The sequence below is a fragment of the Corynebacterium sp. LaCa54 genome (genome assembly GCF_046717495.1).
In the GTDB taxonomy this organism is placed as follows: domain Bacteria; phylum Actinomycetota; class Actinomycetes; order Mycobacteriales; family Mycobacteriaceae; genus Corynebacterium; species Corynebacterium kefirresidentii.
The window spans coordinates 2149384-2173076 of sequence record NZ_CP177115.1; the positions used below are offsets into that span (position 1 = coordinate 2149384).

The following is a 23693-nucleotide window of genomic DNA, read 5'->3' on the forward strand; positions in this document are numbered from 1 at the left end:
CACCACCCCAGCGTTTTCCTATTCCGGTTGCTCTATAGCTTGGGCAGGACGGGTACGGTAGTACACATGACTGCACTTAGTGAAAGCATCCGCAACGACCGCGAGACCATTTTCCGCCAGCTCAGCGAGCTCGTAGCCTTCAACTCCGTCCACAATGAGGAGGGCTTGGAGGACCAGACCAAGGGCGCGAGCCAGTGGGTTAAGTCCGCACTCGAAGAAGCCGGAGTGAGCGTGGAAACCATCACCACGGCCGATGGCTCCACCGCCATCTTGGGCGAGCGCAAGGGCGACGAGGGGGCCAAAACCGTCCTGCTTTACTCCCACTATGACGTAGTACCGGCGGGCAACCGCGAAGCGTGGGATTCTGATCCTTTTACCCTTACTGAGCGCCAGGCCGCCGATGGCTCTACTCGTTGGTACGGCCGCGGCGCCGCCGATTGCAAGGGCAACGTGGCTATGCACCTAGCGGCCCTGCGCGCGGTGGACAATAACGGCGGCACCAAGGTCAACCTGAAGTACCTCATCGAGGGTTCTGAGGAACGCGGCGGCGAGGGCCTGTCCCAGCTCATCAAGGACCGCCCGGAGCTTTTTGCGGCCGATGCCATCCTCATCGCCGATGCCGGCAACTCCGCCGTAGGCCAGCCTACCTTGACCACTTCCCTACGCGGCGGCGCGCAGATTGGTGTGCAGGTCGATACGCTGGCCGCCGGCGTTCACTCCGGCCAATTTGGTGGCGCGGCCCCGGACGCTACCAAAGCCCTGATGCGCGCCATCGACTCTCTTTCCGATGAGTACGGCCGCACCGTTATCGATGGCGTAGATACCACCGCCGAGTGGTCCGGCCAGGAATACTCGGCCGAGGCCTTCCGTGCCGATGCACAGCTGCTGGAGGGCACCAAGATCATGGGCGAAGATGACCCGGCTGGCGCCACCCCGGTGGCGAATATGGTCTGGTCCCGCCCAGCCATTACAGTGACCGGCTTTACCTCTACCCCGGTTGCAGAAGCAGTCAACGCCGTGCCCGCTACCGCTTCCGCCCAGCTCAACCTGCGCGTTCCGGCTGGCGCCGATGCCGCTGCGATTGCCGACGCCGTTTGTGCGCACCTCCGCAGCCACACCCCTTGGGGCGCCCACGTCAAGGCCGAGGTGCTCGAGTCCAATGCCGGCTTTGCCACCGATCCGGAAAAACCAGCCGCTGCCCTGCTAGGCGAATGCCTTTCCGAGGCCTATAACGCAGAGACCGCCGCACAGGGCATGGGCGGTTCCATTCCGCTGACCACCGAGCTGCAAGAGGCGCACCCGAACGCGGAGATCGCCCTCTACGGTGTGGAGGAGCCCAAGTGCACCATTCACTCCGCCAATGAGTCGGTGGATCCCACCGAGATCGAAAATATTGCCGCAGCCGAGGCACTCTTCCTGCAGCGCTACTCCTAAGGTTTGCGGCCCTAGTCCAGCCTGGGCCCTGGCTATTGCCGCGGCACTGCGGCGTACCCCGCTCCCCACGGAGCGGGGTTTCTTTATGCCGCAAAACAGCAGCATATAATACAGCGCCAAAAATAGTTCTTTCAAAGCCGTAGAAAAGCCGGTAAAGTGGCAAAAAGTTGGCCCCGCGCTCGGCCATGTTGCTTGCACTATGCCACCGCGGCGTACTCAGCGGCGTGCGGCTCGTGAATGTTCTCGTCTCTCAGTAGTTGTGATGCTCGTGGTGTTCGCGGCAGCGGGGCAAGAGAACGCGATACAACCAAAAGGAGCGCAGTAACCAACGTGCTAATACTCCTGGGTACTCTCATCGCCGCCACCGTGGTGGCACCGCTGCTCATCATGCGAATGGGTCGCCCGGCATTTGGAATTTTGGCCCTAGTCCCCGGCGCAGGCTTTGTGTGGACGCTCATGCACTTTCTGCGCGGCACCTTCGCAGACGGTGGCGCGGTTGAGCATACCGTGGAATGGATGCCCTCCGCGAACCTAAGTTTTGACCTCCGCTTAGACGGACTAGGCGCGCTGTTTAGCCTCATCATCTTGGGCATGGGCGCGCTGGTATTGATCTACTGCTGGGGCTATTTCGACGGCACGCGACGCCGCTTGGCCATGTTCGCGGCGCAAATGGTGGGCTTCGCCACCGCCATGTTTGGTCTAGTGGCCGCGGATAATTTCCTGCTGATGTACGTGTTCTGGGAGATTACCTCCCTGCTGTCTTATCTCTTGGTTAGTTACTATGCGGAACGAGCCTCCTCCCGCCGCGCGGCCCAGCAGGCGCTGATGGTCACCGCGCTGGGCGGGCTAACCATGCTCATGGGCATTATCTTGCTCGGGCGGCAAACTGGGGCGTGGACCTTTAGTGATATCTCCGCCTATGAGAACTTTGCGCAAACACCCTATGTCACGGTGGCCATCGTGCTCATCTTGGCGGGCGCGCTGACAAAGTCCGCAATCGTACCGGCGCACTTTTGGCTCCCCGGCGCGATGGCGGCGCCGACTCCGGTCTCCGCTTATCTCCACTCCGCCGCGATGGTTAAGGCCGGCATCTACCTCGTCGGGCGCTTGGCGCCCTCGATGTATGAGGTGGCAACCTGGCACGTGGTGGTTATCTCCTTAGGCGTATTTACCATGCTGCTCGGTGGCTGGATGGCGCTCAAACAGCGCGACCTGAAGCTGATTTTGGCCTATGGCACCGTCTCCCAGTTGGGTTTTATCACCTCCATCATGGCCGTAGGCTCGCGGGAAGCCATGCAGGCCGGCCTCGCGCTGACCTTTGCGCACTCGCTATTTAAGGCGGCGCTTTTTATGGTCGTCGGAGCTATCGATCACTGCTCGGGCACGAGGGATATCACCAAGCTATCCGGCTTGGGGCGCAAGGAGCCCTTCCTTTTCGGTATTGCGATCATTTCCGGGTTCTCCATGGCCGGCGTCCCACCACTGTTTGGCTTCGTGGCTAAAGAGGCCGTGCTGGAAGCCACCATGCACGAAGAGCTCTTGGCCGGCATGCCGCGCAATATGATGCTTGTGGCCTATGTCCTCGGTTCTATCCTCACGATGGCCTATACGCTGCGCTTTTTGTGGGGTGCCTTTGCCACCAAGAAGGAGGTCAATGGAACGGAGCCCGCAGAGGCCGTCGCCAAGATGCATCCGGTCAACCTAGGGCTATGGCTCTCCCCTGTCTTACTTACCGTCCTGACAGTGGTACTTGGCGTATTCCCCAAGCCGCTTTCGGCGGCCTTTGACCAACACCTCAATTCCACCTTCGGCCCGAAGGAGCATAGCGAGCTAGCCCTGTGGCATGGCTTGACGGTGGCGCTGGGCCTCTCCGCACTCATTATTGTGGCCGGTATTATTATGCACTGGCAACGCCAGGTCCTGGTCAAGTGGCAATTCTCCTACCCCGCGCTGGGCAATGCGGATGACGCCTATGATTCAGTCATCGCTCTTTTGCGGCAGCTCTCGCTGCGCACGACGGCAACCACGCAGCGCGGCTCCCTGCAGCTGAACTTGACGGTTATCTTTGCCACATTGATGCTGCTGCCACTGGCTATGATCATCAAGGGCGATCTCACCGATATCCGCATGATTGTGGCGGAAAATCCTTGGCAGATCGTCGCCGCCTTCATCATCATGGTGGCCGCCGTAGCCGCCACGGTCACCGATAACCGTCTGTCCGCCGTCATCATCGTGGGCGTGACCGGTTATACCCTCGCCTTCATCTTCGCTCTGCACGGTGCGCCGGACTTGGCGCTTACCCAGCTGTTGACGGAGACCATAGTCATGGTTCTTTTCATGCTGGTGCTGCGCCGCATGCCGGCCTCCACCGAGTGGAAGCAGGACCCCAAGATGGGGCGCCTGCGCGCGTGGCTTTCCGTGGGCACGGGCCTTACCGTCACCGTGGTGGCGATGTTTGCTATTAACGCCCGTCAGTCTAAGCCCATCTCCGAGTTCATGCCGGATCTGGCCAAAGAGATTGGACACGGCGCCAATGCTGTCAACGTCTTGCTAGTGGACTTGCGCGCCTGGGATACCTTTGGCGAAATCACGGTGATCATTATCGCCGCACTGGGCGTGGTCTCTCTGATTTATCGCACCCAATCCTTCGGCCGCGAAAGTCGCCGTCCCACCCTGCGGGTTACCGGCCGGCGGTGGCTGGCCGCCGGGGTGGAATCAGAGCAAGCACTCAACCGCTCGCTGATGATCGATGTCTCCACGCGCGTGCTCTTTCCGTCCATGGTCGCACTGTCCTTCTACTTCTTCTTCGCCGGCCACAATGCCCCTGGCGGCGGCTTTGCCGGCGGCCTCGTCGCAGCGCTAGCGCTCATCTTGCGCTACCTGGCTGGTGGGCGCGCGGAGCTGGAAGAAACCCTGCCTATTGATGCCGGCCGCACCATGGGCACCGGTCTCTTGCTGTCCGCACTGGCCACGGTGACCCCGATGTTCTTTGGACACCCGCCGCTTACCAGCGGATACACCTCGCCGGAGATTCCGCTCATCGGCAAGGTGTCACTGCCTTCAGCGTTGGTCTTTGACGCAGGTGTCTACCTCATCGTCGTGGGGCTCACGCTCTATATCTTGAATTCGTTGGGTGCCAAGCTGGACGAGGAAGAGGATATGCGTAAGCAACGTGCCCGTGATCGCGCCCGCTCGCTGGCCCGGCAGCAACGCCAACGCACCGCCAAGCAAAAGGCACAACGGGCCCAGCGCAAGGAAAAGAAACAAGCCGCTTCAGCAAGCACAACCGCCACCACAGGGAAGGAGAAATAAATGGAAGCCAACCTCTTCCTCCTCTTGGCTGCAGGCGTGCTCGTAGCCGCGGGCGTCTACCTACTCCTGGACCGCGCCATGACCAAAATGCTGCTTGGCCTGTTGCTTTTGGGCAATGGCGCTAACCTCTTCTTGCTGCAGTCCGGCGGTTCGGCCGGTTCCCCGCCTATCGATGGCCGCGACTCGGAACCTTTCGGCACCGAGATTGCAGATCCGCTGGCACAAGCAATGATTCTGACTGCCATCGTCATTTCCATGGCGCTGACGGCCTTCATCCTTACCCTGGCCTACCGCCAGTACCGCTACCGCACGGATGATGTCATTGAAGATGACGCGGAAGATACCGCTATTGCCGCCAAGGCCGCGCGCCCCGGCAATGCGGCCGCCAGCCCGGACCAAGATGCGTCCAATGATCCGGCTACCGGCCGCGCCACCAAGCAAGGCGATAACTTCGGCCCTGCATCCTTCGAGGAACCAGTAAAGGGGGCCCGCGATGAGTGAGACCGTACAGCCGCTTGTCGATGCCCTCTTTCCCTACATCGGCTACCTCATTCCGCTGCCCATTATCATCCCAGCAGTGGCCGCGGCCCTCGCCTTGATCTTTTGCCGCATTCCCAATGCGCAGCGCCAGATCGTATTTTTCTCACTGCTTATTACCGCCGTGGTCAATGCCGTACTCATCCTCATCGCGGATTTTGAAGGCATCCAAACCCTGCAGGTAGGAGGCTGGGACGCCCCGGTGGGCATCACGCTCGTGGCGGATCGCCTCTCTGCGGTCATGCTCTTTACGTCCTCCGTGGTGCTGTTTTCTGTCATTTGGTACGCCATTTCCCAGGGCGTTCGCGATGGCACCAAGGACGAGCCGGTGGCCGTCTTCTTGCCCACCTACATGCTGCTGACCATGGGCGTTAATATCTCCTTTTTGGCCGGCGATCTCTTCAATCTCTACGTGGGCTTCGAGGTCTTCCTCGTGGCGTCCTATGTGCTGTTGACCTTAGGTGCCTCGGCTGGTCGAGTGCGCGCCGGCGTGGGCTACGTGATGGTGTCGATGGCCTCATCCATGATCTTCTTGCTCGCGTTGGGGTATGTGTATTCCTCCGTGGGCACGATGAACATGGCACAGATTGGCCAGCGCATGCAGGACATTCCGGAAGGAACTCGCACCGCTATCTTTGCCACGTTGCTCGTCGCCTTTGGCATTAAGGCCGCCGTGGTCCCGCTGGATGCCTGGCTGCCGGACTCCTATCCCACGGCACCTTCGCTGGTCACGGCCGTCTTTGCCGGCCTGCTGACCAAGGTGGGTGTCTACGCCATCATCCGCGCCCGCACCTCCGTCTTTACTGCGGGTGGGCTCGATACCGTGCTCATGTGGGTAGCCCTCGCCACGATGCTGGTGGGTATTTTGGGCGCCATCGCGCAATCCGATATTAAGCGCCTTTTGTCTTTTACCCTGGTCAGCCACATTGGTTATATGATCTTCGGCGTCTCTTTGGGTACCGCGCAGGGGCTTTCTGGCGCCATCTTCTACGCCGTACACCACATTCTGGTCCAGACTGCGCTATTTCTGGTGGTCGGACTGGTTGAGCGCCAGGCCGGAACATCTTCGCTGCGCCGTTTGGGCTCGCTGATGTATTCCGCCCCGCTCATCGGAATCTTGTATTTCATCCCCGCCATCAACCTGGGCGGCATCCCGCCGTTCTCCGGTTTCCTGGGCAAGATCATTTTGCTGCAAGCCGGTGCGAATGAAGGATCCTGGATGGCCTGGGTACTTATCGTTGGAGCCGTGGCTACCTCCCTGCTTACCCTCTACGTGATGATGCTGGTGTGGGCTAAGGGCTTTCAACGCGACCGCGCCGATGCCCCTGAAGGCAACGTGGCGCTCGCCCGCCCGGCCCCGCTTTCCGATATCACCGATGAGGTGGAATTTTCCTCCCGCCAGGATGTGGGCAGGGTGCCCTTTGGCATGATCGCCTCTACGACCCTGCTGGTGGCCGCGTCTACGTCCATTACTTTCCTGGCCGGACCGATTTCCGGTGTAACCTCGCGCGCGGCCGAATCCGCGCAGGATACGTCCATCTACCAGTACGCCGTGCTGGGCGACCGCGCGGATGATCCCACCCGCCACCTCAACCAGAAGGAGCGCTACACCGGCGGCGCTGATTCCTATGAAAATAGGCGCAGCCACTCTCCTGAGGCGGAGCCCCCGGCCTCGCCGGGCCTGGATTCCCGCACCGATCCAGAAGCCGGTGGACGCGATGCGCATTCCACCACCGTAAAGTCCCCGGACGCCGCCAAGAGGAAGGATATTAGCGATGACTAACTCGCGCTTTTCCGGCCTGCACCACCGCTTCCGTCCGTGGTTCATCGTCTGGCTCATCATCATGTGGTGCATGCTGATGGGCGAGGTCACCGTGGGAAACTTGGTGGCGGGACTTATCATCGGCGTCGTTATTGTCTTTGCCCTACCGCTGCCGGCCATGCCGATTACCGGCATCGACGTCTCCTGGGGCAAGCTCATTGCTTTTATGCTCCGCTGGTTCTGGGAGTTGTTCTACGCCTCGCTCAAGGTGGGATGGCTGGCCGTGCGCCCGCAGCCGGTGCCCAAGACCGCCATCTTAGAGCTGCCCATGCGCTTGGATAATGAGTTTGCCATCTCTTTGGCGGTGACGCTGTACAACCTGCAACCGGGTGGCACGGTAACCGATATTGATATTGCTAACCGCATGCTCACCGTCCACATCTTAGATGCCCACGATGAGGAGCAAATCCAGCGCGAGATCAATGCCGTGGCCCGTATGGAGGCCTCATTCATCGAAATCTTTGAAAGGAGCCACCCCTAATGGATCCTCAGATCTACAATGCGATTTTGCTGGTGGCCGCCGCGCTGCTGGTCGTCTCCTTCCTCATTACCGTCTGGCGCATTATCACCGGGCCTAATTCGCTGGACCGTTTGGTGGGTATGGATGGCTTTACCGCGATGTTCCAGTGCGCGCTTGCTACCTACATGTGCTGGTCGCTCAACACCACGGTGGCCTCGGCCATGCTGGTCATTGCACTCTTGGGCTTTATCTCTACCGTGTCGGTTACAAGGTTTAGGAAGAGGGATAACCAATGAGCTGGTCCTTTATCGCTGATGTACTCTCGCTCATCCTCATTATTAGCGGCAGCCTCCTCACCTTGGCCGCAGCCATCGGCATCGCTCGATTCAAAGACACAATGTCGCGCGTACACGCGGTGAGCAAGCCGCAGACCACCGGTCTTATCCTCACCATCCTGGGCGCGATCATCCGCCTCACGGGCACGGAATCCTTCAGCGTGGCCGAGCGGGGGGATTTAGGAATGCTCATTTTGCTGGTACTGTTTGCCATGTTCACTAGCCCGGTAACCGCGCAGCGCACCTCACGTATTGCACGCCGTGAGGGCCTATACGGCACCGAGGAAACCATGTCCCGCAACGACCGCCCCGCCGCGAAGTCGCTGCGCCGCAAGTAGGAGACGCTTTTCACCGTGAAAAAGCTTTATGGGCTTCCCACTGTGGTGACTTTGCTCGCCGCCCTCATCGGCGTCATTGTCTATCGCTTCAGCATCTACGATGGCAATAGCGCCTTTGTGTGGCGCGTTCCGCTAGATCTGAAGATTTATTGGCTCGCCGGTGGTGAGGTAGCGCAGGGCGCAAACTTGTACGATAACGCCTATATTGGTGACCTGCCTTTTACCTATCCGCCCTTTTCCGGCACTCTTTTCACGTGGCTTTCCTCGCTTGCCGACGCCCCTTTGACACTCCTTTGGCAAGGCGGCACCGCCCTTGCCCTGTTTACGGTCATCATGCTGGTTCTGCGCGAGCGCGGGCTCAAGCTCTCCCCGGCAATGTGGTTATTGGGCATCTTGCTTTTGTGCTGCACCCCGGCAAATGAACCGGTACACGGCACTCTATTCTTTGGCCAGATCAACATCTTTTTGATGTTGCTGGTTGCTTTGGACCTCCTCCCGCGCAAGCGGGCCCTGCCGGGCATCGGCATCGGTTTGGCTGCGGGTATGAAACTTACCCCCGCTTATATGGGACTGGTTCTGCTCTTCCAAAAACGCTGGTGGCAGGCGATTATCGCCATCTTGACGTTCGCGGTAACCGTTGCCATTGGCTTTGTAACTATCCCGGATGCCGCCGAATTCTGGACCGATGCCATCTTTAAATCCTCCCGCGTGGGCGAGCACACTAACCCAGGTGCGCAGTCCATCCGCTCCGTGATGGTCCGCGCATGGGGCATCGACGGCGGCTGGGTATGGCTTGCCGCCGTGGTCGTGGTCTTTATTCTGACCTGCTTGGCGCTGCGTACCGCGATGAAGCACCGTAATAACTCGGCCGCGCTTGCGCTCGCCGGTATCAGTTCCTGCTTGGTCTCCCCCTTCTCCTGGTATCACCACTGGGTATGGACGGTGCCGTTGGCCGTCGTCGTACTGGTTTCCGTTAACCAGGCGCTGGGCAGGCGCTTGCACGGCTTCCTCGGCGCACAGTTCGCTGGTTTCGTATCCGTGCTGGCCATGTGTGCGGTAACCATGCCGTTCATTTCCGCCCCCGTGTGGCTATCTGCTGCGAGCCGTTCCCTCAACCACTGGGATCTGCAGCCCTGGGGCATGTTGGCCTTTACCGGCGCCGGCGTTATCTATATCGCCTTCTACGCGGTGTGGGGATTTATCCCTGGCACCCAACCGGCCAAGGAAACGACCGCCCCTGGTAGCCCCCAGCAGCCCGCTGCCGCGCAACCTGCTGCCACCACGACCGCGGCCCGTCCGGCGCATTCAGTGAACACCGAGTCTACGACCCGTGGTGGTCATTCACGGGCAGCGCGCACTATCAGCGATGAAACGGCAGAAATGCCCGCGGTGGGTCCCGAAACGCGCGCTTTCCCCGCGTCCCAGGACATCACCGATATCCCCGATACCCCGGCTTATGGGCGCCACTCGCGCTCCGAGGACTAAGCCCGAGGCGGCTACCGGCCCCCTGCCCTCCCGCTTTAGAGCGGGCGGAAGGTGCGCAGCTCGCGGCAGGTCTCCTCAACCACCTCGCGCCAGCTGCCAGTTTCTTTGAACAAGCGGCGCTGCCGCTCATAGCCGGCGCCGCCATCAATAATTTCGTGGATAAGCTGCAGCTCATTAAAGCATCCCAGCTCGCGGGCGATGGGGGCGAGTTCTTCCACCATCTGCGCTAGCTCGTCTTTGACCCAGGCTTCATCGGTCTCGCGGGAGGTAATTACCAGCGCATCCATGCCGTAGCGGGCGCCGCGCCACTTATTTTCTGCCACGTGCCAGGGCTGCAGGGTGGGAAGGGGTTCCGCGGCGTCGATAAGCCGGTCGTAGTAGACCACCAAGCAGTGAGTAAGCGCAACGATGGCGGAAAGCTCGCGCAGATTCGACGTCGCATCGCTCACGCGCACCTCCACCGTGCCCCACTTGGCGGCCGGCCGAATATCAAAGTGCATGGAGCCGGTGTGGTTGATAACGCCGGAAATCGCTTGGTCGCGCATATAGGACTGCCACTCGGCCCAATCGCGGAATTGATATGGCATGCCTGCGGTAGGCAGCTGCTGGTAGAGCATGGTGCGGTTGGAAGCATAGCCGGTATCCAGGCCCTCCCACCCCGGCGAGCACGCTGATAAGGCCAGCAAGTGGGGGTACTTGGTCATTAGCGCATTGATGATGGGCCACACGCGGTCCTCGTGGCTAATGCCCACGTGCACGTGCGTGCCCCAAAGCAACATCTGCTTGCCCCAGTACTGGGTGCGCGCGATGATTTCTTGATAGCTGGGTTTATCCGAAAGCGGATTCTCGCGGAAATCCGTAAATGGGTGCCCACCGGATGCCCAGACATCTACCCCCAGCTTATCGGCGGCTTCTTCCACCGCGTTCAGGGAATTTTTCAGGTCAGCGATTGCTTCCGGAACGGTGTGGCAAATGCCTGTAACTAGCTCCACCGTATTTTGGAGAAATTCCTTTTCCAGATGGATATCGGGATAGGTCGCATTGGCCAGATCGATAAGTTCCGCACCGCGCGGGACGAGGTCGCGCGTTTCGCGGTCCACGAGCGCTACCTCCCATTCCACACCTAGCGTTGGTTCGGGAGAGCGGGCGAATTGTTCTGCCGGGATCTTCACCCATTCAGCTTAACGGCTGACAGGTATTAAGACGTGAATTTTATTTAACCCATTCTCAGCGGCGGCCGTGCGGGTAGGCAATATCTCAGATCATAAAAGTCCAAGGGCATCCAGCCACAGAACAATGAAGTTTCTTTGTGGCCGGATGCCCTTGGACTTTAGGTCAGGTACGCAGTTAGCTTAGGCCTGCGGCACCGCTAGGGCGACGACGACGGCGCCGTCATCGGTTGCCTCCTTAGGCAGGTCGCGATTCATGGGCGCGATATCGGCCTGGTAGCGAGCGGCTACCTCTTTGGCCAGTGCTTCAGCGGAGGTGTCGCCTTCCGGGTAGAAGACGGTGGTCTTCGGGACGGTAAGGACATCGCCAGGCAGGTTGCCCACGTAGCCCACCTTGAAGCCGCCGCCTTTGAGGGAATCGGCTTCCTTCTTGGCTTTGTCTACCTCACCGGAGTTATTGAGGACGCTGACCTTAATATCTTTGCGGTCGCGCGCGGCGGAGTGGGCGTTTTCCTCTCCTGCAGCGTCATTGCCCTGAGGCGCAGCAGCCTCGTCGGCGGCACCGGAAGCAGCTGGGTCACGCGGGGCGTCGCCCTCACCTGGCGCCGGTGCAGGGGAAGGAGCGCTTGCGCCCTCGGAAGCGCCTGGGGCACCGGGGGCACGGGAACCTGCGGCATCGGGACCAGCGGAGCCTTCGGGTGCGGCACCAATGGTGGAACCGGTGGAGTTTTCTTGCTTGCTCTCGGAGGCCACGGTGGAATCATCGTCGCCCGAGGTTATGGAGTACAAAGCCCAGAGGCCGAGCATGACGGCCACCGCGATGAGGACCATCGCCAGGCCGCGCAGCGGGAGTCCGCCCTTTTTAGCGTGCGCGCCGCCACCAGCGGGGCGCTTAGCGGCACGGGAAGCGGACGCACCGGCAGCGGAGCCGGCGCGGGTTTCGTCGGGTACCTTGTCGGTCGAATTTTCCGGATTCACATTAGTCACATACGCAACACTAGTACCCAGAATTAACTAAAAGGGGTATTTCCCCGCGCGGCGCGCCGCGTGTTTTCTCTCTCCTCGCGCACGCGGCGCAGCCGGGCGACTAGGAGCGGGTGGGATTGGGCGGCCGCGGGGGCGTCGAGAAGCAGGTTAAGGCGCTGATGGTAGCGCACCGGGGAGATATCCAGTTGCGCGCGGATGGCCTCTTCCTTGCGGCCGATGCTGCGCGGCGCGGTTTCTTCAAAGTCCAAAATGGCGGCGTCTAGGTCAGACAAGGGGTTCATGCCTAAACTGTAAGGCATGACTATTCGCCCCATCGTTATCCACGGCGAGCCCGTGCTTCACAACCCCACCCAACCGGTGGAAGAATCCGAAATTTCCACCCCGGAAATGCAGCAACTCATCGCGGACATGTATGAAACCATGGATGCCGCCCATGGCGTGGGCCTAGCCGCAAACCAGGTAGGAATTGGCAAGCGCCTCTTTGTCTACCACTGCCCTGATACGGACGGACCCAATGGCACCGAGCTGCCGTCCGAAAAGGCAGGCATGCGCAAGGGCTGCGTTATTAACCCCGTGTTGGAGACCTCTGAAATTCCGGAGACCATGCCGGCTGACGACGGCTCCGATGACGAAGGCTGCCTCTCCGTTCCAGGCGAGGGCTTTCCCACCGGCCGCGCCGACTGGGCACGCGTGACCGGCAAGGACGAAAACGGCAACGACATCTCCGTCGAAGGCTATGGCTTCTTCGCCCGCTGCCTGCAGCACGAGACCGGCCACCTCGATGGCTTCCTGTACACCGATACCCTCATCGGCCGCTATAAGCGCCAGGCCAAAAAGGCCATCAAACGCAATGGGTGGACCGAGCCGGGTTATTCCTGGGTACCGGGCGAGGACGCCGATCCCTTCGGCCACGACGACTAATGTCACGTATCTTCCGCTCCGATGCCGTCCAGGTGGGCGAGCGCGTGGTGGCCCGGCGCGATTTCGGCGGCGTACATAGCGACGTCATCGGGCACGTACTGAGCCTCAATCCGCTGGTTATCCGCCCGCAGGAGGTCGGTGGTTTCCCCTCTGACCTGGATGCGGTAGAGATCCCGCCGGAAAAGCTGAAGATTATCAAGAGGCTCTCCCCGCGCATGGTCCGCAATTCCGATATCCGCGCCGTGGAGATTGCAGCGGCCGCGGCTTTCCCCGGCGGGGAACACGCCTGGACAAGCGATGGTTCCTGGCTCCTGCGCGCCGGCGACGGCGCTACCGGCAGCTCCAATTCGGCCGTGCCTTTGGGCCCTTCGGCCGGCTTTACCCCGGTGCCGATGGAAGAGATTAAGGACTTCTTCGCCCGACGCGACCTGCCGGTGCGCCTATTGGTTCCAGAGCGCATTGGCAAACCCGCCGAGCGCCTGCTTGCCGACGCCACCTGGGAAACCGAACCAGAAACGCTCGCTATGGTCTTGCGCGATCTGCCCGCGCTTGCCGAAGCCCCCTCTGCTTCCCCCACCTTCCATGTCGAAGACCATCCCGATGACCAGTGGCTGGAGATGTATCACTCCCGCAGCGGAACCCTTTCGCCTCAGGCACTGAAGCACCTGAGCGCCCCCATCGAGGGCACACTTGGCTTTGGCCGCCTAGCGCTCGAAGGCGTAACCGTCGCCATTGCCCGCGGTGCCATTAGCAAATCCGGCGATGGCACCGCGTGGCTGGGCCTTTCTAATGTGGAGGTAGCTGCGAACTCCCGCCGCCGCGGATTCGGCACCCTGCTAGGCCAGCACCTGCTGCGCTGGGGCCGCGATAATGGCGCGGAGCATGCCTACCTCACCGTTCCGGCTTCCAATACCGCAGGAGTGCGGCTGGCTGAGAAGCTCGGCTTCATCGAGCAACACCGCCGCGTCTACGCCCGCCTGCGGGGCTAGGCCCCGCGCAGCACCCTTTCGGGCTGGGTGGTGAGCCTTATGGGACTGCCCACTGACCTCGCTGCAGCGGGCAGGTACTGTATGTGGCATGCGCATCGCCACGTGGAATATTAACTCCGTTCGTACCCGCACACAGCGGGCGCTGGACCTTATCTCCAAGCACGATATCGACGTTTTGTGCCTGCAGGAAACTAAGGTAAAAGACGATAAGTTTCCACGCGAGCCCTTCGAGGAAGCGGGTCTGCACGTCACGTGCCACGGGCTCAACCAGTGGAACGGCGTGGCCATCGTGTCCACAGAGGCGCCCGAGGAGGTCTTTGTAGGTTTCCCGGGACAACCCGGCTTTGCCAAAGATCCAGATAGGCCACAAGACCGTGAAGCACGAGCGCTAGGGGCCCGCATCCGTGGCGTAGAAATGTGGTCCCTCTACGTGCCCAACGGCCGCGAGATCACGGACCGCCACTATGACTACAAGCTGGACTTTCTCTATCACCTGGCGCACTATGCGGAAAATAATGCGCAGTCTAAACTTCTCTTGACCGGTGATTTCAATATTGCTCCGCGCGATGAAGACGTATGGGACATCGAAGCCTTCCGCGGCAAGACGCATGTCACCGAGCCAGAGCGCGCCGCATTCCAGATGCTGGAAGAGTCCGGGCTCGAGGAGGTCACCCGCCGGTTCACGGAGGACCAGCGCTATACCTACTTCGATTACAAGGGCATGCGCTTCCAAAAGAACGAAGGCATGCGCATCGATTTCCAGTTGGCTTCCGCCCCACTTGCCCAGCACGTAACGGGCGCACAGGTAGACTTGGTTGAGCGCGCCGGCGATAAAACTTCCGATCACTGCCCGCTTCTCGCAGATTTCGATCTGCCCGATTTCGATTCCGTGCGATAAATGTCTTGGTCGCTTGATCTCAGCTTCTGGCAGCTTTTATTCCTAATCCTGGATTACGGCATCAAGATTATTGCCGTTGGCTTCGTGCCCGAAGGCCGCCGCCCGTCCAGTTCCACCGCGTGGCTGCTGGCTATTTTGGTGCTGCCGTTTATCGGTCTGCCGCTGTTTTTGCTTATGGGCTCGCCGTATATCAACCGGCGCCGCCACCGCATCCAGCAGCAAGCAAATGAGAAGATTGAAAACGTCACGGCCCGTACCCCGGACCACCCACAGGGCATACTTTCGGCAGAAACTGAGTCGGTCATCCGGCTCAACCGCGAGCTGACCGGATTCCCAGCGTTGGTGGGCCACAACCTGGGTCTGCACGCGGATTATGACGAGTCCATTCGCGCTATCGCCGCCGCCATTGACCGCGCCAAGAAGTACGTGTCCATTGAGATTTACATCCAGTCCTGGGATGAAGTCACGGACGTCTTCTTCGAGTCATTACGCAGGGCTACCGCCCGCGGCGTGAAGGTGCGGCTACTGCTGGATCAGATCGGCAGTTTTAAGTACAAGGGCTATTTCAAGCTGGGCAAGCAGCTGACAGAGATAGGCGTGGACTGGCATCTCATGCTGCCTATCCAGATTCACAAGGGCCGTTTCCGGCGTCCGGACCTGCGCAACCACCGCAAGCTGGTGATCATCGATGGCAAGGTGGGCTTTATCGGCTCGCTGAATATGATTAAGCGCCAGTACAAAACCAAGGACCGCTACTGGATCGACTACATGGTGGAACTCTCTGGGCCAATTGTGACTTCTATGTCCGCGGTCTTCGCCGTGGATTGGTACCTAGAGGCAGACGAGAACCTTCCCCTCGATGAGCTGCCTTATGACGACGCCCAGACTGCCGACGCCAATCACCTCCAAATCATCCCCTCCGGCCCTGGTTATACCACTGAGCCAAACCTGCGCATGTTCAACTCCCTGGTCCATCACGCTAAGGACCGGCTAGTTTTGTGCTCGCCCTACTTTGTCCCGGATGAGTCCTTGCTGGAGGCCGTAACCACCGCTTGCTACCGCGGCGTGGATGTGGAGCTTTATGTATCGGCAAAGGCGGACCAGTTTATGGTCAACCATGCCCAGTCCTCCTACTACCAGGCCCTGCTAGAGGCAGGCGTACACATCTACCAATTCCCCTATCCCTTTGTGCTTCACTCCAAGTTCATTATCACCGACCCGGACGATCCCGGCCGCGATCCGCTGTGTATGTTCGGCTCCTCCAATATGGACCCGCGTTCCTTTGGTCTGAACTATGAGTCCACCATGTTGGTGGCCAAGGGAGACCTCATTGATCAGTTCAACCAGCTCGTAGCCAATTACCGCGCCGTGTGCCACGAGCTAACTTTGGAGGAATGGAATGAGCGCGGCTTTATCCGCCGCTACGTGGATAATGTCATGCGCCTTACCTCCGCGCTGCAGTAAAGCGCACACGGACCATCACGACTGCAGCGAAAACGGTCCGGAAACAAGACACCGCCCCGGTGAGCAGCGAATGAGCTGCCGGCCGGGGCGGTAAAGCGCCTAAGCAATGGAATGCTTAAGCTTTAAAGGTGCTTAGACGTCGCGCTTTTGCAGGACGATGACGCCGAGGACCCACAAAAGGAGAGACCAGGCAATAAATACCAGGCAAAATACCCAGTTATCTTTCCAGGGAGCATCAACCGGATCTATCTCCCACAGCCAAGACTGGAAAGACTTGAACGGCATAAAGTTGACCAGCTTGCTACCAAACTTGGGAAGGCCAGCCACAAGATTATCCACGCCGAGGAAGAGGATGAGACCAATGGCCACGGAACCAGCCGTCGAGCGCAATAACAGTCCGAGACCTTGGGAGAAAAGGACGAGCAGCGCGGCGGCTAGAGGATACTTCCACAGCTGCTTCTGCCCCATCTCATCGTCCCAAGGCTGGAATTGCGCGGCTACCTCATCGTGAGCAAAAAACTCGGTGAGTAGGTAGGCACCCACCACGGCCACAAAGGTCAATGCTGCGGCGATAACCGCGTACATGAGCAACTTGACCACAGCGACCGACCAGCGGCGTGGGGTGGCCATGAAAGTGATGGTCTGCGTACCAAAGCGGTACTCAGTGGTGACAATCATGATGGCTTGGATCATGAGTACAGGCAGGCCAAGGGAAAAAAGGAAAGTCACTGCGCCATCTGGGGTAATAATCCCCATGCCCAACTCTACATCCTCGGGGGTTTCCGCCGGTTGGGTAAGGCGAGCATTCAAGATGGCCCAACCCCAGACAAAGAAGAGGAAGATGAAGGTAGTCCACCAGAAGGAGCGGGTGGTGTGCAGCTTGGTCCATTCGGACTTCAAGGTATTCAGCATGGCGAATTAAACCTCCTGCTGGGTGGGTCGAGCGAACGGAGTGGCGGCGCCAGCGGTTCCGGGGGTGGGGGCGCCGGTGGAGCCGTGGTACTGGACGGCGTCGCCAGTAAGCTCCATGAAAGCATCCTCTAGGGAGGCGCTCTTGAGGCTTAGCTCATTAAGCGGCACACCGGTGGAGTACGCCAGCTGGCCCACGAAATCCGTGGTCTGGTTGGCAATCACCAAGCGGGGGCGGCCTTCCTCGTCAGTGGACTCGGTAAAGGAGATTCCCTCGGCGCGCAGAGCAGAGCCAAAGGCATCGAGATGATCGGAGCGCACCAGCACGGAGGACTCCGAGTGGTCCTTCACAAAGTCATAGGTGGGCTGGTCCGCTACCAAGCGGCCCTTACCAATGACCACGAGGTGATCTGCGGTTTGGGACATCTCCGACAGCAGGTGGGAAGAAATCAAAATGGTGCGGCCCTCTTTGGCTAGGGCACGTACCAGCTGGCGGACCCAGCGAATGCCCTCCGGGTCAAGGCCGTTGACCGGCTCGTCCAAAATGAGGATGCCCGGGTCACCGAGCAGCGCGCCGGCTAGGCCTAAGCGCTGGCCCATGCCGAGGGAGAAGCCGCCGACTTTCTTACCGGCGACGTCGGAAAGCCCTACCAGCCCCAAGACCTCGTCAACGCGGGAAGTAGAAATGCCGTTGGACTGTGCGATCCATTTCAGGTGATTAGCGGCGCTGCGGTTGCGGTGCACTGCCTTGGCATCGAGCAAGGCACCAACCTCACGCAGGGGCTGCTTGAGTTCGTGGTAGTGCTTGCCGTTAATGCGCGCTTTGCCGGCCGTAGGAGCATCCAAGCCGAGGATCATGCGCATGGTGGTGGATTTGCCCGCGCCATTGGGGCCTAGGAACCCGGTGACCATGCCGGGGTTTACCTGAAAGGTGAGATCATCAACGGCGCGGACAGACTTATATTGTTTAGTCAGTCCTTCTACTTCGATCATGGCACTAGAGTGCCATAAATCTGGCAACTTTACCTGTTCAATGTTTCCATGCTCTCCCGCAGGCTGGGAAAGGAGCGGCGAAAGGCAGCCAATAACGGGAGGTTTTCTACCTCATCAAAAGGCACCCAGCGCAGCTCATAGGACTCTTCATTAGCTGTAGTAGGAAGCGGAATACCAGTGCGTGTGCGCGCGAGCACGGTGGTATAGGTCCACTCCCCCGGTAGATCCCCTGCTGCGGGATAAGGCCCAGCCGTGACTTGCGCATCGAGTACCTCTACATCGTGGGGTGCAATCGCGCATTCTTCCTGGGTCTCACGCAACGCGGCCTGGGTAGGCGTCTCCGTAAAATCGCGGGCGCCACCCGGAATCCCCCATGTATCGCCGTGATTGGTCCACGCGGCACGGTGTTGGAGAAGCACCTTGCGCCCAGCAACAAGGAAGAGGCCGGCGGCACCGAATTTTCCCCAGACCCGAATGCCGCCAGGACCTGCCGCCCAGCCGTCTCCACTGTGAGGATTATGCATGCTGCCTATCCTAGCCACACACGCGGGTATATGGTGGCGCCCAGCACACTGCGGACGCTATTCTGAGTTAATGACCGAGCAGGCAGTCCGGGCAGAAAGCGTGCACAACGAGCACGCTCACCCGAGCGATCACTGGCTCGATGAGGTCACCGCGCCCACCGGCCCGGCCTTCAGCGGGCTCAGCAGCCGCGCCATGCAATGGTTCGCAGGCCCGGCGCGCCTGATGCGCCGCTTTTACTACTTTGCCTCCACCACCCCGGGCAAGCTTTTTACGGTCACGCTCATCCTCACCGTGGCCCTGGGCGCTGCCGGCTTATCGATGTCCCAATCTTCCGCCGCCCGCCACTCCGATTTGGACGAGCTGCTAAGCACTACCGAACCGATGTCGAATGCGGCGCACCACCTTTATAGTTCGCTTTCGGTGGCCGATACCGTGGCCACCACCGGCTTCGTACAGGCCGGTGTGGAATCAGAGCAAAATCGCGATAGCTATAACGAAGCTATTGATGCCGCTTCGGTGGCAGCCACCGAATCCGTGCTGGGTACCACACAGGAAGATGGCCGTGTGCGCGAGCTGGTGACCTTTATCCAGCGCGAGCTGCCCGTCTATACCGCGATGGTGGAAAAGGCCCGTTCTAATCACCGGGCGGGCAATGCGGTAGCTAACTCCTATATGTCCAATGCCTCTGCACTAATGCGCGAGCATATCCTGCCGGCCGCCTCCGAGCTTTTCCAACTGACCACCGCCAAGGTAAACCAGCAGCAGCAAAAGCTCACTTCGCCGCAGTGGGTGCCGCTCTCCGGCCTCTTTGCCGCGCTCTTTTTCCTCGTTGTGGCCCAGTGGTGGCTGTGGCGCCAGACCCGCCGGCGTTTTAATCGTGGCTTTTTGACGGCCAGCGTGCTGCTCTTCCTGGCCATTTCTTGGGTAGCACTATCCAACCTCGCTACCTGGTCCACCGGCCACCAGGGCTTTGAGACAGCCTCGCGCCCATGGGATTCGCTGACGGCTTCGCGTATTGAGGCGCAGCAGGCGCGCACCTCTGAAACCCTGGCGCTGGTGCTGCGTTCCTCCGAGGAGGATACGATGGTGCGCTTTTCCAGCTCGATTAACTCCATCGAAATGGCCTTGCAGGATTATGAGGATGCCCTCAATGATGAGGACGTGGAGGTCACCGACCCCGAACTCATCCACAGCGCCCGGGCGGCCGCCGAGCAGTGGCGTGGCACCCACGATAAGCTCATGGGCGCGCTGAAAGACGGCGACTATGATGAAGCCATCTACCAGGCCACGGCCACCGAGCCCAAGGACGGTGAGATGACCACGGCGCGTTCCTATGACGAGCTCGACGCGGAGCTCTCCGATCTCATTAGTCAGGCGCGCGTCGCTATGCGCAGCTACCTGGAACGCGGCCTGACCGCCATGACCGCGGTGTCCTCGGCCGTATTCTTGCTGACCTTATGCGCCATTATCGCCGTGTGGCTGGGCATCCGTCCCCGATTGCAGGAGTACCTCTAATGCGCCGCCCACGCCTCGTCCTCGCTTCGCTTGCCTGCGTCTGCGCCGCGCTGCCTCTGGCTTCCTGCGATGTCCGCTCTACCCCGCCACTGGAGGCGCCCGCCGAGCAGGCCCTTGACGCAAAGCCGGGCCCGCCGCTGCCAGATGGGGCAAAGATTGAAAAGGCAGGAACCACCCCCGCGCACCGCGCCTCTGGTGAAGACATTAAAGGCAGCTACCGCCCAGATGACAAGAAAGCGAAAGAACGGGTGCCGGACATCGTCAAGCGCGGCCGGCTCATCGTGGGTGTGGACCGTTCCAATAACTTGCTGAGTTACCGCGACGCCGCCTCGGGTGAAGTACGCGGCTTCGAGGTAGATATCGCCCGCGAGGTTGCCCGCGATATTTTTGGTGATCCCAATAAGGTGGACTTCCGCTTCGTGGAATCCTCCAACCGAGTCGATGCCCTTAATTCCGGCGCGGTGGACATGATTGTGCGCACGATGACCATTAGCCCGGAGCGAGAGCGGGAGGTGGCCTTTTCCATCCCCTATATGCGTACCCAAACCCGCATGCTGGTGCTCAGCAAATCTGGCATCAAATCCATCAAGGACACCGCTGGGAAGACGCTGTGCGGTGTGGGCGAATCCACCGCACTCGATACCATCCGCGAGCACACCCCCAAAACCGATATCTTGGTCACCCGTTCCTGGGGCGATTGCCTCATGGCACTGCAGCTCAACCAGGCCGATGGCATCGTCGTCGATGATGCCCTGCTATCCGGCATGGCCGCCCAGGATTCCTATACCTCCATCGTGGGCGAACCGCTGGAAACCGAAAACTACGGCGTGGCCGTGCGCCTGCCCAGCAAGCAGCATGACACCCGCCCACTGCTGCGCCAAATAAATTCCACGCTAGAGCGCATACGCCGCGATGGCACGTGGTCTTCCCTTTTTGAGGAGTGGCTCGGTGCCTACTTAGAAGAGCCCACGCTGCCGGCCGGAAAGTATATCGAGGAGGAGGCTAAACCATGAGCCATAACCCGAACTTTAGCGATGATGAGCTCGAATACATCGAGCCGGAAAACCTTGATACCCAGCGTGCCTTCCGCCAGCCCACCAATGCCACCAATTCCGCGCAGGAGCCGGATGCGCTAGGCGATGCCCCCTCGGACGACGGCCCCGCCACCGCAGCCGTAGCTTTTGACCCGTTTGCGGACGAAGACGAGGAAGCAACCGAGGCGGTGGCCTTTGATCCCTTCGCTGACGAGGATGAAGCAGACGGTGATACCGGCACCTCCGCGGTAGCCTTCGATCCCTTCGCAGACGATGACGAGGATGGCGATGGTTCCATCGACCCGGACCATATCTCTAGCCTCTTGGCGGACCTAGACAATATCCGGGCTAAGCGCGAACAGCAGCGCGCCCAGCAGGCCCAGGAGGACTCCTCGCAGCGCTCGCGCCGCCGCGCACTCGATACCTTCCGCGAGCGCCGTGGCACCCACCGCACCGAGCGCCGCGTGGCCGATGGCATGGTGCGGCTGCCGTTTATCACCCCCTCCGAGCCGACCGACGCCCTGATCGACCCACACGAGGCATCCTCCGGTAAAAAGATCCCGCCACCGCAGTTACAGCCTGGTGACATGGTGGCCGGCCAATATGAAATCTTGGGCGTCATCGCCCATGGCGGCATGGGCTGGATTTACCTGGCCAATGACCACTTTGTTTCTGGAAGAGTGGTGGTCCTCAAAGGTATGCAGGCCCAAAAATCGGCCGATGAAACCGCCGCTGCGGTGGCAGAACGCGAGTTCCTCGCGGATATTACCCACCCGGGCATCGTCAAGATTTTCAACTTCATCGATGACCCCCGGGTACCCGGCGGCTTTATTGTCATGGAGTACGTCGGCGGGCCGTCGCTTAAAAACAGGCGGAAAAAGCAGACGGACAAGCTACTGCCGGTCGATATCGCAATCGCTTATATCCTGGAAGTCCTGCCCGCGCTGGAGTACCTGCATTCGCGCGGGGTGGTCTATAACGACTTAAAGCCCGATAACATCATCGTCACCGAGGACCAGGTCAAACTCATTGACTTGGGCGCGGTCTCCGGCATCGGCGCCTTTGGCTATATCTACGGCACCAAGGGTTATCAGGCCCCGGAAGTCGCCACCGAGGGGCCTTCCATCGCCAGCGATATCTACACCATCGGCCGTACCTTAGCCTCGCTGTGCCTCAAGCTTCCTACCGAAGACGGCGTTTATTTGCCAGGTATCCCCACCCCCACCGAGGAGCCGGAACTGCGCCGTTTCTTGTCCTTATACCGCCTGCTACAGCGCGCCACGGACCCGGATCCGGAGCGCCGCTTTACCTCCATCAAGGAGCTGCGCACCCAGCTCTACGGCGTGCTGCGCGAGGTCATTGCCATCCGCGACGGCCTGCAATATCCTTCCCAGCACTCGCTCTTTTCGCCGCAACGTACCACCTTTGGCACCAAGCACTTGGTCTTTCGCACCGACCAGCTTATTGACGGCATCGATCGCACCGTCCAGATCACCGCCCCCGAGGTAGTCTCCGCCCTGCCCACCCCGCTGCTAGACCGCGACGATGTGGGCGCCGGCCTGCTGCAGGGTGCTTCCTACGCGGAGCCACAAGAAGCCCTCGAAACCCTCCGCCAAGCCATGCAGACCCCCGAGTACGAGCACTCGGCCGAAATCCCACTCGGCGTGGTGCGCTCCATGATCGACCTGGGCTATACCGGCCAGGCGCGGCAGTGGCTCAGCTCCATCGAGGACCGCCTCGGCCGGGACTGGCGCTTCCAGTGGTATGCCGGCATCACGGAACTGCTCCTAGATGACTACCGCGACGCCCAGAAATACTTCTCCGCCGTCCTCGATCTCCTTCCGGGCGAGGCGGCACCCAAACTCGCCATTGCCGCCATCAACGAGCTCATCCTGCAGCAACTGGACTACAGCGAAATCTCGCTCATTGATCCCAGGGTGGCCCGGGCCTGTTCCAATATGCATTCCACCTTGGCCGATCTCCCCAACTCCGCCTTTGAGGGCCAGCCAGAAATCTGGAACCACGTCACGCAAGCCCCCGCTGCCCTGCGGTTTAACTCCATGCGCCTCTACGGAATCGTGTGGTCCACCAACCCCACGACCGTGTCCTCCTCCTTTGGCCTCGCCCGCCAGCTGCGCTCCGAGGGAGAGGTGGAGGTCGCCGTCACCGTACTAGACAAGGTTCCTAATGCCTCGCGGCATTACCGCATGGCCCGCTTGACGACGATCCTTCAGCTCATCGTCCACGATCTCTCCGAGTCCCGCATCCGCCGCGCTGCCCGACGCCTCGAAGAGGTCCCCACCAACGAGCCGCGCTTCCTCCAGATTAAGATCGCCGTCATTTCCGCCGGCCTAAACTTCCTGCGCAACGCCGATCTTTCCCATGCCGCCTCCCCCAACGATCTTTTCGAATACGCCTTCACCCAACGTGGCCTGCGCACCGGCCTGTCCGAGACCCTCCGCGCCCTCGCCCGCCAGGCACCGTTTAGCCGTCACCGCTACGCCCTCGTGGACCTTGCCAACCAGGTCCGTCCCGTGACCACCTTTTAGCTTGCGTTCTTGCATCT

At 60.4% G+C, this 23693-nt stretch carries 21 protein-coding genes; 15 read left to right on the top strand and 6 right to left on the bottom strand.

Annotated features, from left to right (window positions below):
• Positions 1-66: 66 nt before the first annotated feature.
• The 8 genes from ACLI1M_RS10420 to ACLI1M_RS10455 all read left to right on the top strand — a co-directional run bounded on the left by ACLI1M_RS10420 (position 67) and on the right by ACLI1M_RS10455 (position 9723).
• Entirely contained in the window at positions 67-1434 is a 1368-nt protein-coding gene (locus ACLI1M_RS10420) for a M20/M25/M40 family metallo-hydrolase (RefSeq protein WP_248100072.1), read from the top strand.
• Positions 1435-1764: 330 nt separating this feature from the next.
• Positions 1765-4746 carry a Na+/H+ antiporter subunit A gene (locus ACLI1M_RS10425; RefSeq protein ID WP_248100070.1) on the top strand — a complete coding sequence of 994 codons (2982 nt, stop codon included), beginning with the start codon at positions 1765-1767 and terminating at the stop codon, positions 4744-4746.
• On the top strand, positions 4747-5247 hold the full coding sequence (locus ACLI1M_RS10430) for a Na(+)/H(+) antiporter subunit C (RefSeq protein WP_023019959.1): 501 nt from the start codon (positions 4747-4749) through the stop codon (positions 5245-5247).
• Positions 5240-7066, top strand: a complete 1827-nt coding sequence (locus tag ACLI1M_RS10435) for a Na+/H+ antiporter subunit D (RefSeq protein ID WP_317001488.1) — start codon at positions 5240-5242, stop codon at positions 7064-7066. The genes ACLI1M_RS10430 and ACLI1M_RS10435 overlap by 8 nt, the downstream gene beginning before the upstream one ends.
• Positions 7059-7586, top strand: coding sequence for a Na+/H+ antiporter subunit E (locus tag ACLI1M_RS10440; protein WP_239205427.1), 528 nt, complete (start codon positions 7059-7061; stop codon positions 7584-7586). The genes ACLI1M_RS10435 and ACLI1M_RS10440 overlap by 8 nt, the downstream gene beginning before the upstream one ends.
• Positions 7586-7861 carry a monovalent cation/H+ antiporter complex subunit F gene (locus tag ACLI1M_RS10445; protein ID WP_023019962.1) on the top strand — a complete coding sequence of 92 codons (276 nt, stop codon included), beginning with the start codon at positions 7586-7588 and terminating at the stop codon, positions 7859-7861. Before ACLI1M_RS10440 ends, ACLI1M_RS10445 begins: the two co-directional genes overlap by 1 nt.
• On the top strand, positions 7858-8238 hold the full coding sequence (locus ACLI1M_RS10450; RefSeq protein WP_411706560.1) for a monovalent cation/H(+) antiporter subunit G: 381 nt from the start codon (positions 7858-7860) through the stop codon (positions 8236-8238). The genes ACLI1M_RS10445 and ACLI1M_RS10450 overlap by 4 nt, the downstream gene beginning before the upstream one ends.
• A gap of 15 nt (positions 8239-8253) precedes the next feature.
• Positions 8254-9723: a glycosyltransferase 87 family protein gene (locus tag ACLI1M_RS10455; RefSeq protein ID WP_248100068.1), complete on the top strand. Its 1470-nt coding sequence runs from the start codon at positions 8254-8256 to the stop codon at positions 9721-9723.
• Between the two features lie 35 nt (positions 9724-9758).
• Here the strand turns inward: ACLI1M_RS10455 and ACLI1M_RS10460 are convergent, their stop codons facing one another.
• The 3 genes from ACLI1M_RS10460 to ACLI1M_RS10470 form a co-directional block, all read right to left on the bottom strand.
• On the bottom strand, positions 9759-10895 hold the full coding sequence (locus ACLI1M_RS10460; RefSeq protein ID WP_023019965.1) for a glutamate--cysteine ligase: 1137 nt from the start codon (positions 10893-10895) through the stop codon (positions 9759-9761).
• A 180-nt stretch (positions 10896-11075) separates the two neighbouring features.
• Positions 11076-11879 carry a LytR C-terminal domain-containing protein gene (locus tag ACLI1M_RS10465; protein WP_316360727.1) on the bottom strand — a complete coding sequence of 268 codons (804 nt, stop codon included), beginning with the start codon at positions 11877-11879 and terminating at the stop codon, positions 11076-11078.
• A gap of 23 nt (positions 11880-11902) precedes the next feature.
• On the bottom strand, positions 11903-12178 hold the full coding sequence (locus tag ACLI1M_RS10470) for a DUF3263 domain-containing protein (protein WP_086588240.1): 276 nt from the start codon (positions 12176-12178) through the stop codon (positions 11903-11905).
• Between ACLI1M_RS10470 and ACLI1M_RS10475 the strand changes: the two genes are divergently transcribed.
• The 4 genes from ACLI1M_RS10475 to cls all read left to right on the top strand — a co-directional run bounded on the left by ACLI1M_RS10475 (position 12177) and on the right by cls (position 16151).
• Complete coding sequence (locus tag ACLI1M_RS10475; RefSeq protein ID WP_023019968.1) at positions 12177-12800, top strand: peptide deformylase; 624 nt, start codon at positions 12177-12179, stop codon at positions 12798-12800. The two genes, ACLI1M_RS10470 and ACLI1M_RS10475, sit on opposite strands and share 2 nt — an antisense overlap.
• Positions 12800-13789: a GNAT family N-acetyltransferase gene (locus tag ACLI1M_RS10480; protein WP_411706561.1), complete on the top strand. Its 990-nt coding sequence runs from the start codon at positions 12800-12802 to the stop codon at positions 13787-13789. Before ACLI1M_RS10475 ends, ACLI1M_RS10480 begins: the two co-directional genes overlap by 1 nt.
• Positions 13790-13877: 88 nt before the next feature.
• Positions 13878-14687, top strand: a complete 810-nt coding sequence (locus tag ACLI1M_RS10485) for an exodeoxyribonuclease III (protein WP_411706562.1) — start codon at positions 13878-13880, stop codon at positions 14685-14687.
• Positions 14688-16151 carry a cardiolipin synthase gene (gene cls, locus ACLI1M_RS10490; protein ID WP_411706563.1) on the top strand — a complete coding sequence of 488 codons (1464 nt, stop codon included), beginning with the start codon at positions 14688-14690 and terminating at the stop codon, positions 16149-16151.
• A gap of 132 nt (positions 16152-16283) precedes the next feature.
• Here cls and ACLI1M_RS10495 read toward each other — a convergent pair whose 3' ends face one another.
• Genes ACLI1M_RS10495 through ACLI1M_RS10505 form a run of 3 tightly spaced genes read right to left on the bottom strand, consistent with a single transcriptional unit; the run spans position 16284 to position 18577 of the window.
• Complete coding sequence (locus ACLI1M_RS10495) at positions 16284-17063, bottom strand: ABC transporter permease subunit (RefSeq protein ID WP_317001481.1); 780 nt, start codon at positions 17061-17063, stop codon at positions 16284-16286.
• A gap of 6 nt (positions 17064-17069) precedes the next feature.
• Positions 17070-18053, bottom strand: a complete 984-nt coding sequence (locus tag ACLI1M_RS10500) for an ABC transporter ATP-binding protein (protein ID WP_411706564.1) — start codon at positions 18051-18053, stop codon at positions 17070-17072.
• A gap of 29 nt (positions 18054-18082) precedes the next feature.
• Positions 18083-18577, bottom strand: a complete 495-nt coding sequence (locus ACLI1M_RS10505) for an NUDIX domain-containing protein (protein ID WP_248100062.1) — start codon at positions 18575-18577, stop codon at positions 18083-18085.
• 70 nt (positions 18578-18647) lie between these two features.
• Between ACLI1M_RS10505 and ACLI1M_RS10510 the strand changes: the two genes are divergently transcribed.
• From ACLI1M_RS10510 to ACLI1M_RS10520, 3 genes are read left to right on the top strand one after another with little or no spacing between them, the layout of a single operon-like run.
• On the top strand, positions 18648-20093 hold the full coding sequence (locus tag ACLI1M_RS10510; RefSeq protein WP_023019975.1) for a hypothetical protein: 1446 nt from the start codon (positions 18648-18650) through the stop codon (positions 20091-20093).
• On the top strand, positions 20093-21106 hold the full coding sequence (locus ACLI1M_RS10515; protein WP_248100058.1) for a glutamate ABC transporter substrate-binding protein: 1014 nt from the start codon (positions 20093-20095) through the stop codon (positions 21104-21106). The genes ACLI1M_RS10510 and ACLI1M_RS10515 overlap by 1 nt, the downstream gene beginning before the upstream one ends.
• Entirely contained in the window at positions 21103-23676 is a 2574-nt protein-coding gene (locus ACLI1M_RS10520; RefSeq protein WP_411706565.1) for a tetratricopeptide repeat protein, read from the top strand. The genes ACLI1M_RS10515 and ACLI1M_RS10520 overlap by 4 nt, the downstream gene beginning before the upstream one ends.
• Positions 23677-23693 lie beyond the last annotated feature (17 nt).

Excerpts from the sequence above, each read along its gene's own strand:
- ACLI1M_RS10510 (WP_023019975.1), top strand. The coding sequence starts at position 18,648 with ATGACCGAGCAGGCAGTCCGGGCAGAAAGCGTGCACAACGAGCACGCT.
- ACLI1M_RS10430 (WP_023019959.1), top strand. The coding sequence starts at position 4,747 with ATGGAAGCCAACCTCTTCCTCCTCTTGGCTGCAGGCGTGCTCGTAGCC.
- ACLI1M_RS10470 (WP_086588240.1), bottom strand. The coding sequence starts at position 12,178 with ATGCCTTACAGTTTAGGCATGAACCCCTTGTCTGACCTAGACGCCGCC.
- ACLI1M_RS10475 (WP_023019968.1), top strand. The coding sequence starts at position 12,177 with ATGACTATTCGCCCCATCGTTATCCACGGCGAGCCCGTGCTTCACAAC.
- ACLI1M_RS10520 (WP_411706565.1), top strand. The coding sequence starts at position 21,103 with ATGAGCCATAACCCGAACTTTAGCGATGATGAGCTCGAATACATCGAG.
- ACLI1M_RS10435 (WP_317001488.1), top strand. The coding sequence starts at position 5,240 with ATGAGTGAGACCGTACAGCCGCTTGTCGATGCCCTCTTTCCCTACATC.
- ACLI1M_RS10515 (WP_248100058.1), top strand. The coding sequence starts at position 20,093 with ATGCGCCGCCCACGCCTCGTCCTCGCTTCGCTTGCCTGCGTCTGCGCC.
- ACLI1M_RS10450 (WP_411706560.1), top strand. The coding sequence starts at position 7,858 with ATGAGCTGGTCCTTTATCGCTGATGTACTCTCGCTCATCCTCATTATT.
- ACLI1M_RS10495 (WP_317001481.1), bottom strand. The coding sequence starts at position 17,063 with ATGCTGAATACCTTGAAGTCCGAATGGACCAAGCTGCACACCACCCGC.
- ACLI1M_RS10420 (WP_248100072.1), top strand. The coding sequence starts at position 67 with ATGACTGCACTTAGTGAAAGCATCCGCAACGACCGCGAGACCATTTTC.
- ACLI1M_RS10485 (WP_411706562.1), top strand. The coding sequence starts at position 13,878 with ATGCGCATCGCCACGTGGAATATTAACTCCGTTCGTACCCGCACACAG.
- ACLI1M_RS10445 (WP_023019962.1), top strand. The coding sequence starts at position 7,586 with ATGGATCCTCAGATCTACAATGCGATTTTGCTGGTGGCCGCCGCGCTG.
- ACLI1M_RS10480 (WP_411706561.1), top strand. The coding sequence starts at position 12,800 with ATGTCACGTATCTTCCGCTCCGATGCCGTCCAGGTGGGCGAGCGCGTG.
- ACLI1M_RS10500 (WP_411706564.1), bottom strand. The coding sequence starts at position 18,053 with ATGATCGAAGTAGAAGGACTGACTAAACAATATAAGTCTGTCCGCGCC.
- ACLI1M_RS10505 (WP_248100062.1), bottom strand. The coding sequence starts at position 18,577 with ATGCATAATCCTCACAGTGGAGACGGCTGGGCGGCAGGTCCTGGCGGC.
- ACLI1M_RS10440 (WP_239205427.1), top strand. The coding sequence starts at position 7,059 with ATGACTAACTCGCGCTTTTCCGGCCTGCACCACCGCTTCCGTCCGTGG.
- cls (WP_411706563.1), top strand. The coding sequence starts at position 14,688 with ATGTCTTGGTCGCTTGATCTCAGCTTCTGGCAGCTTTTATTCCTAATC.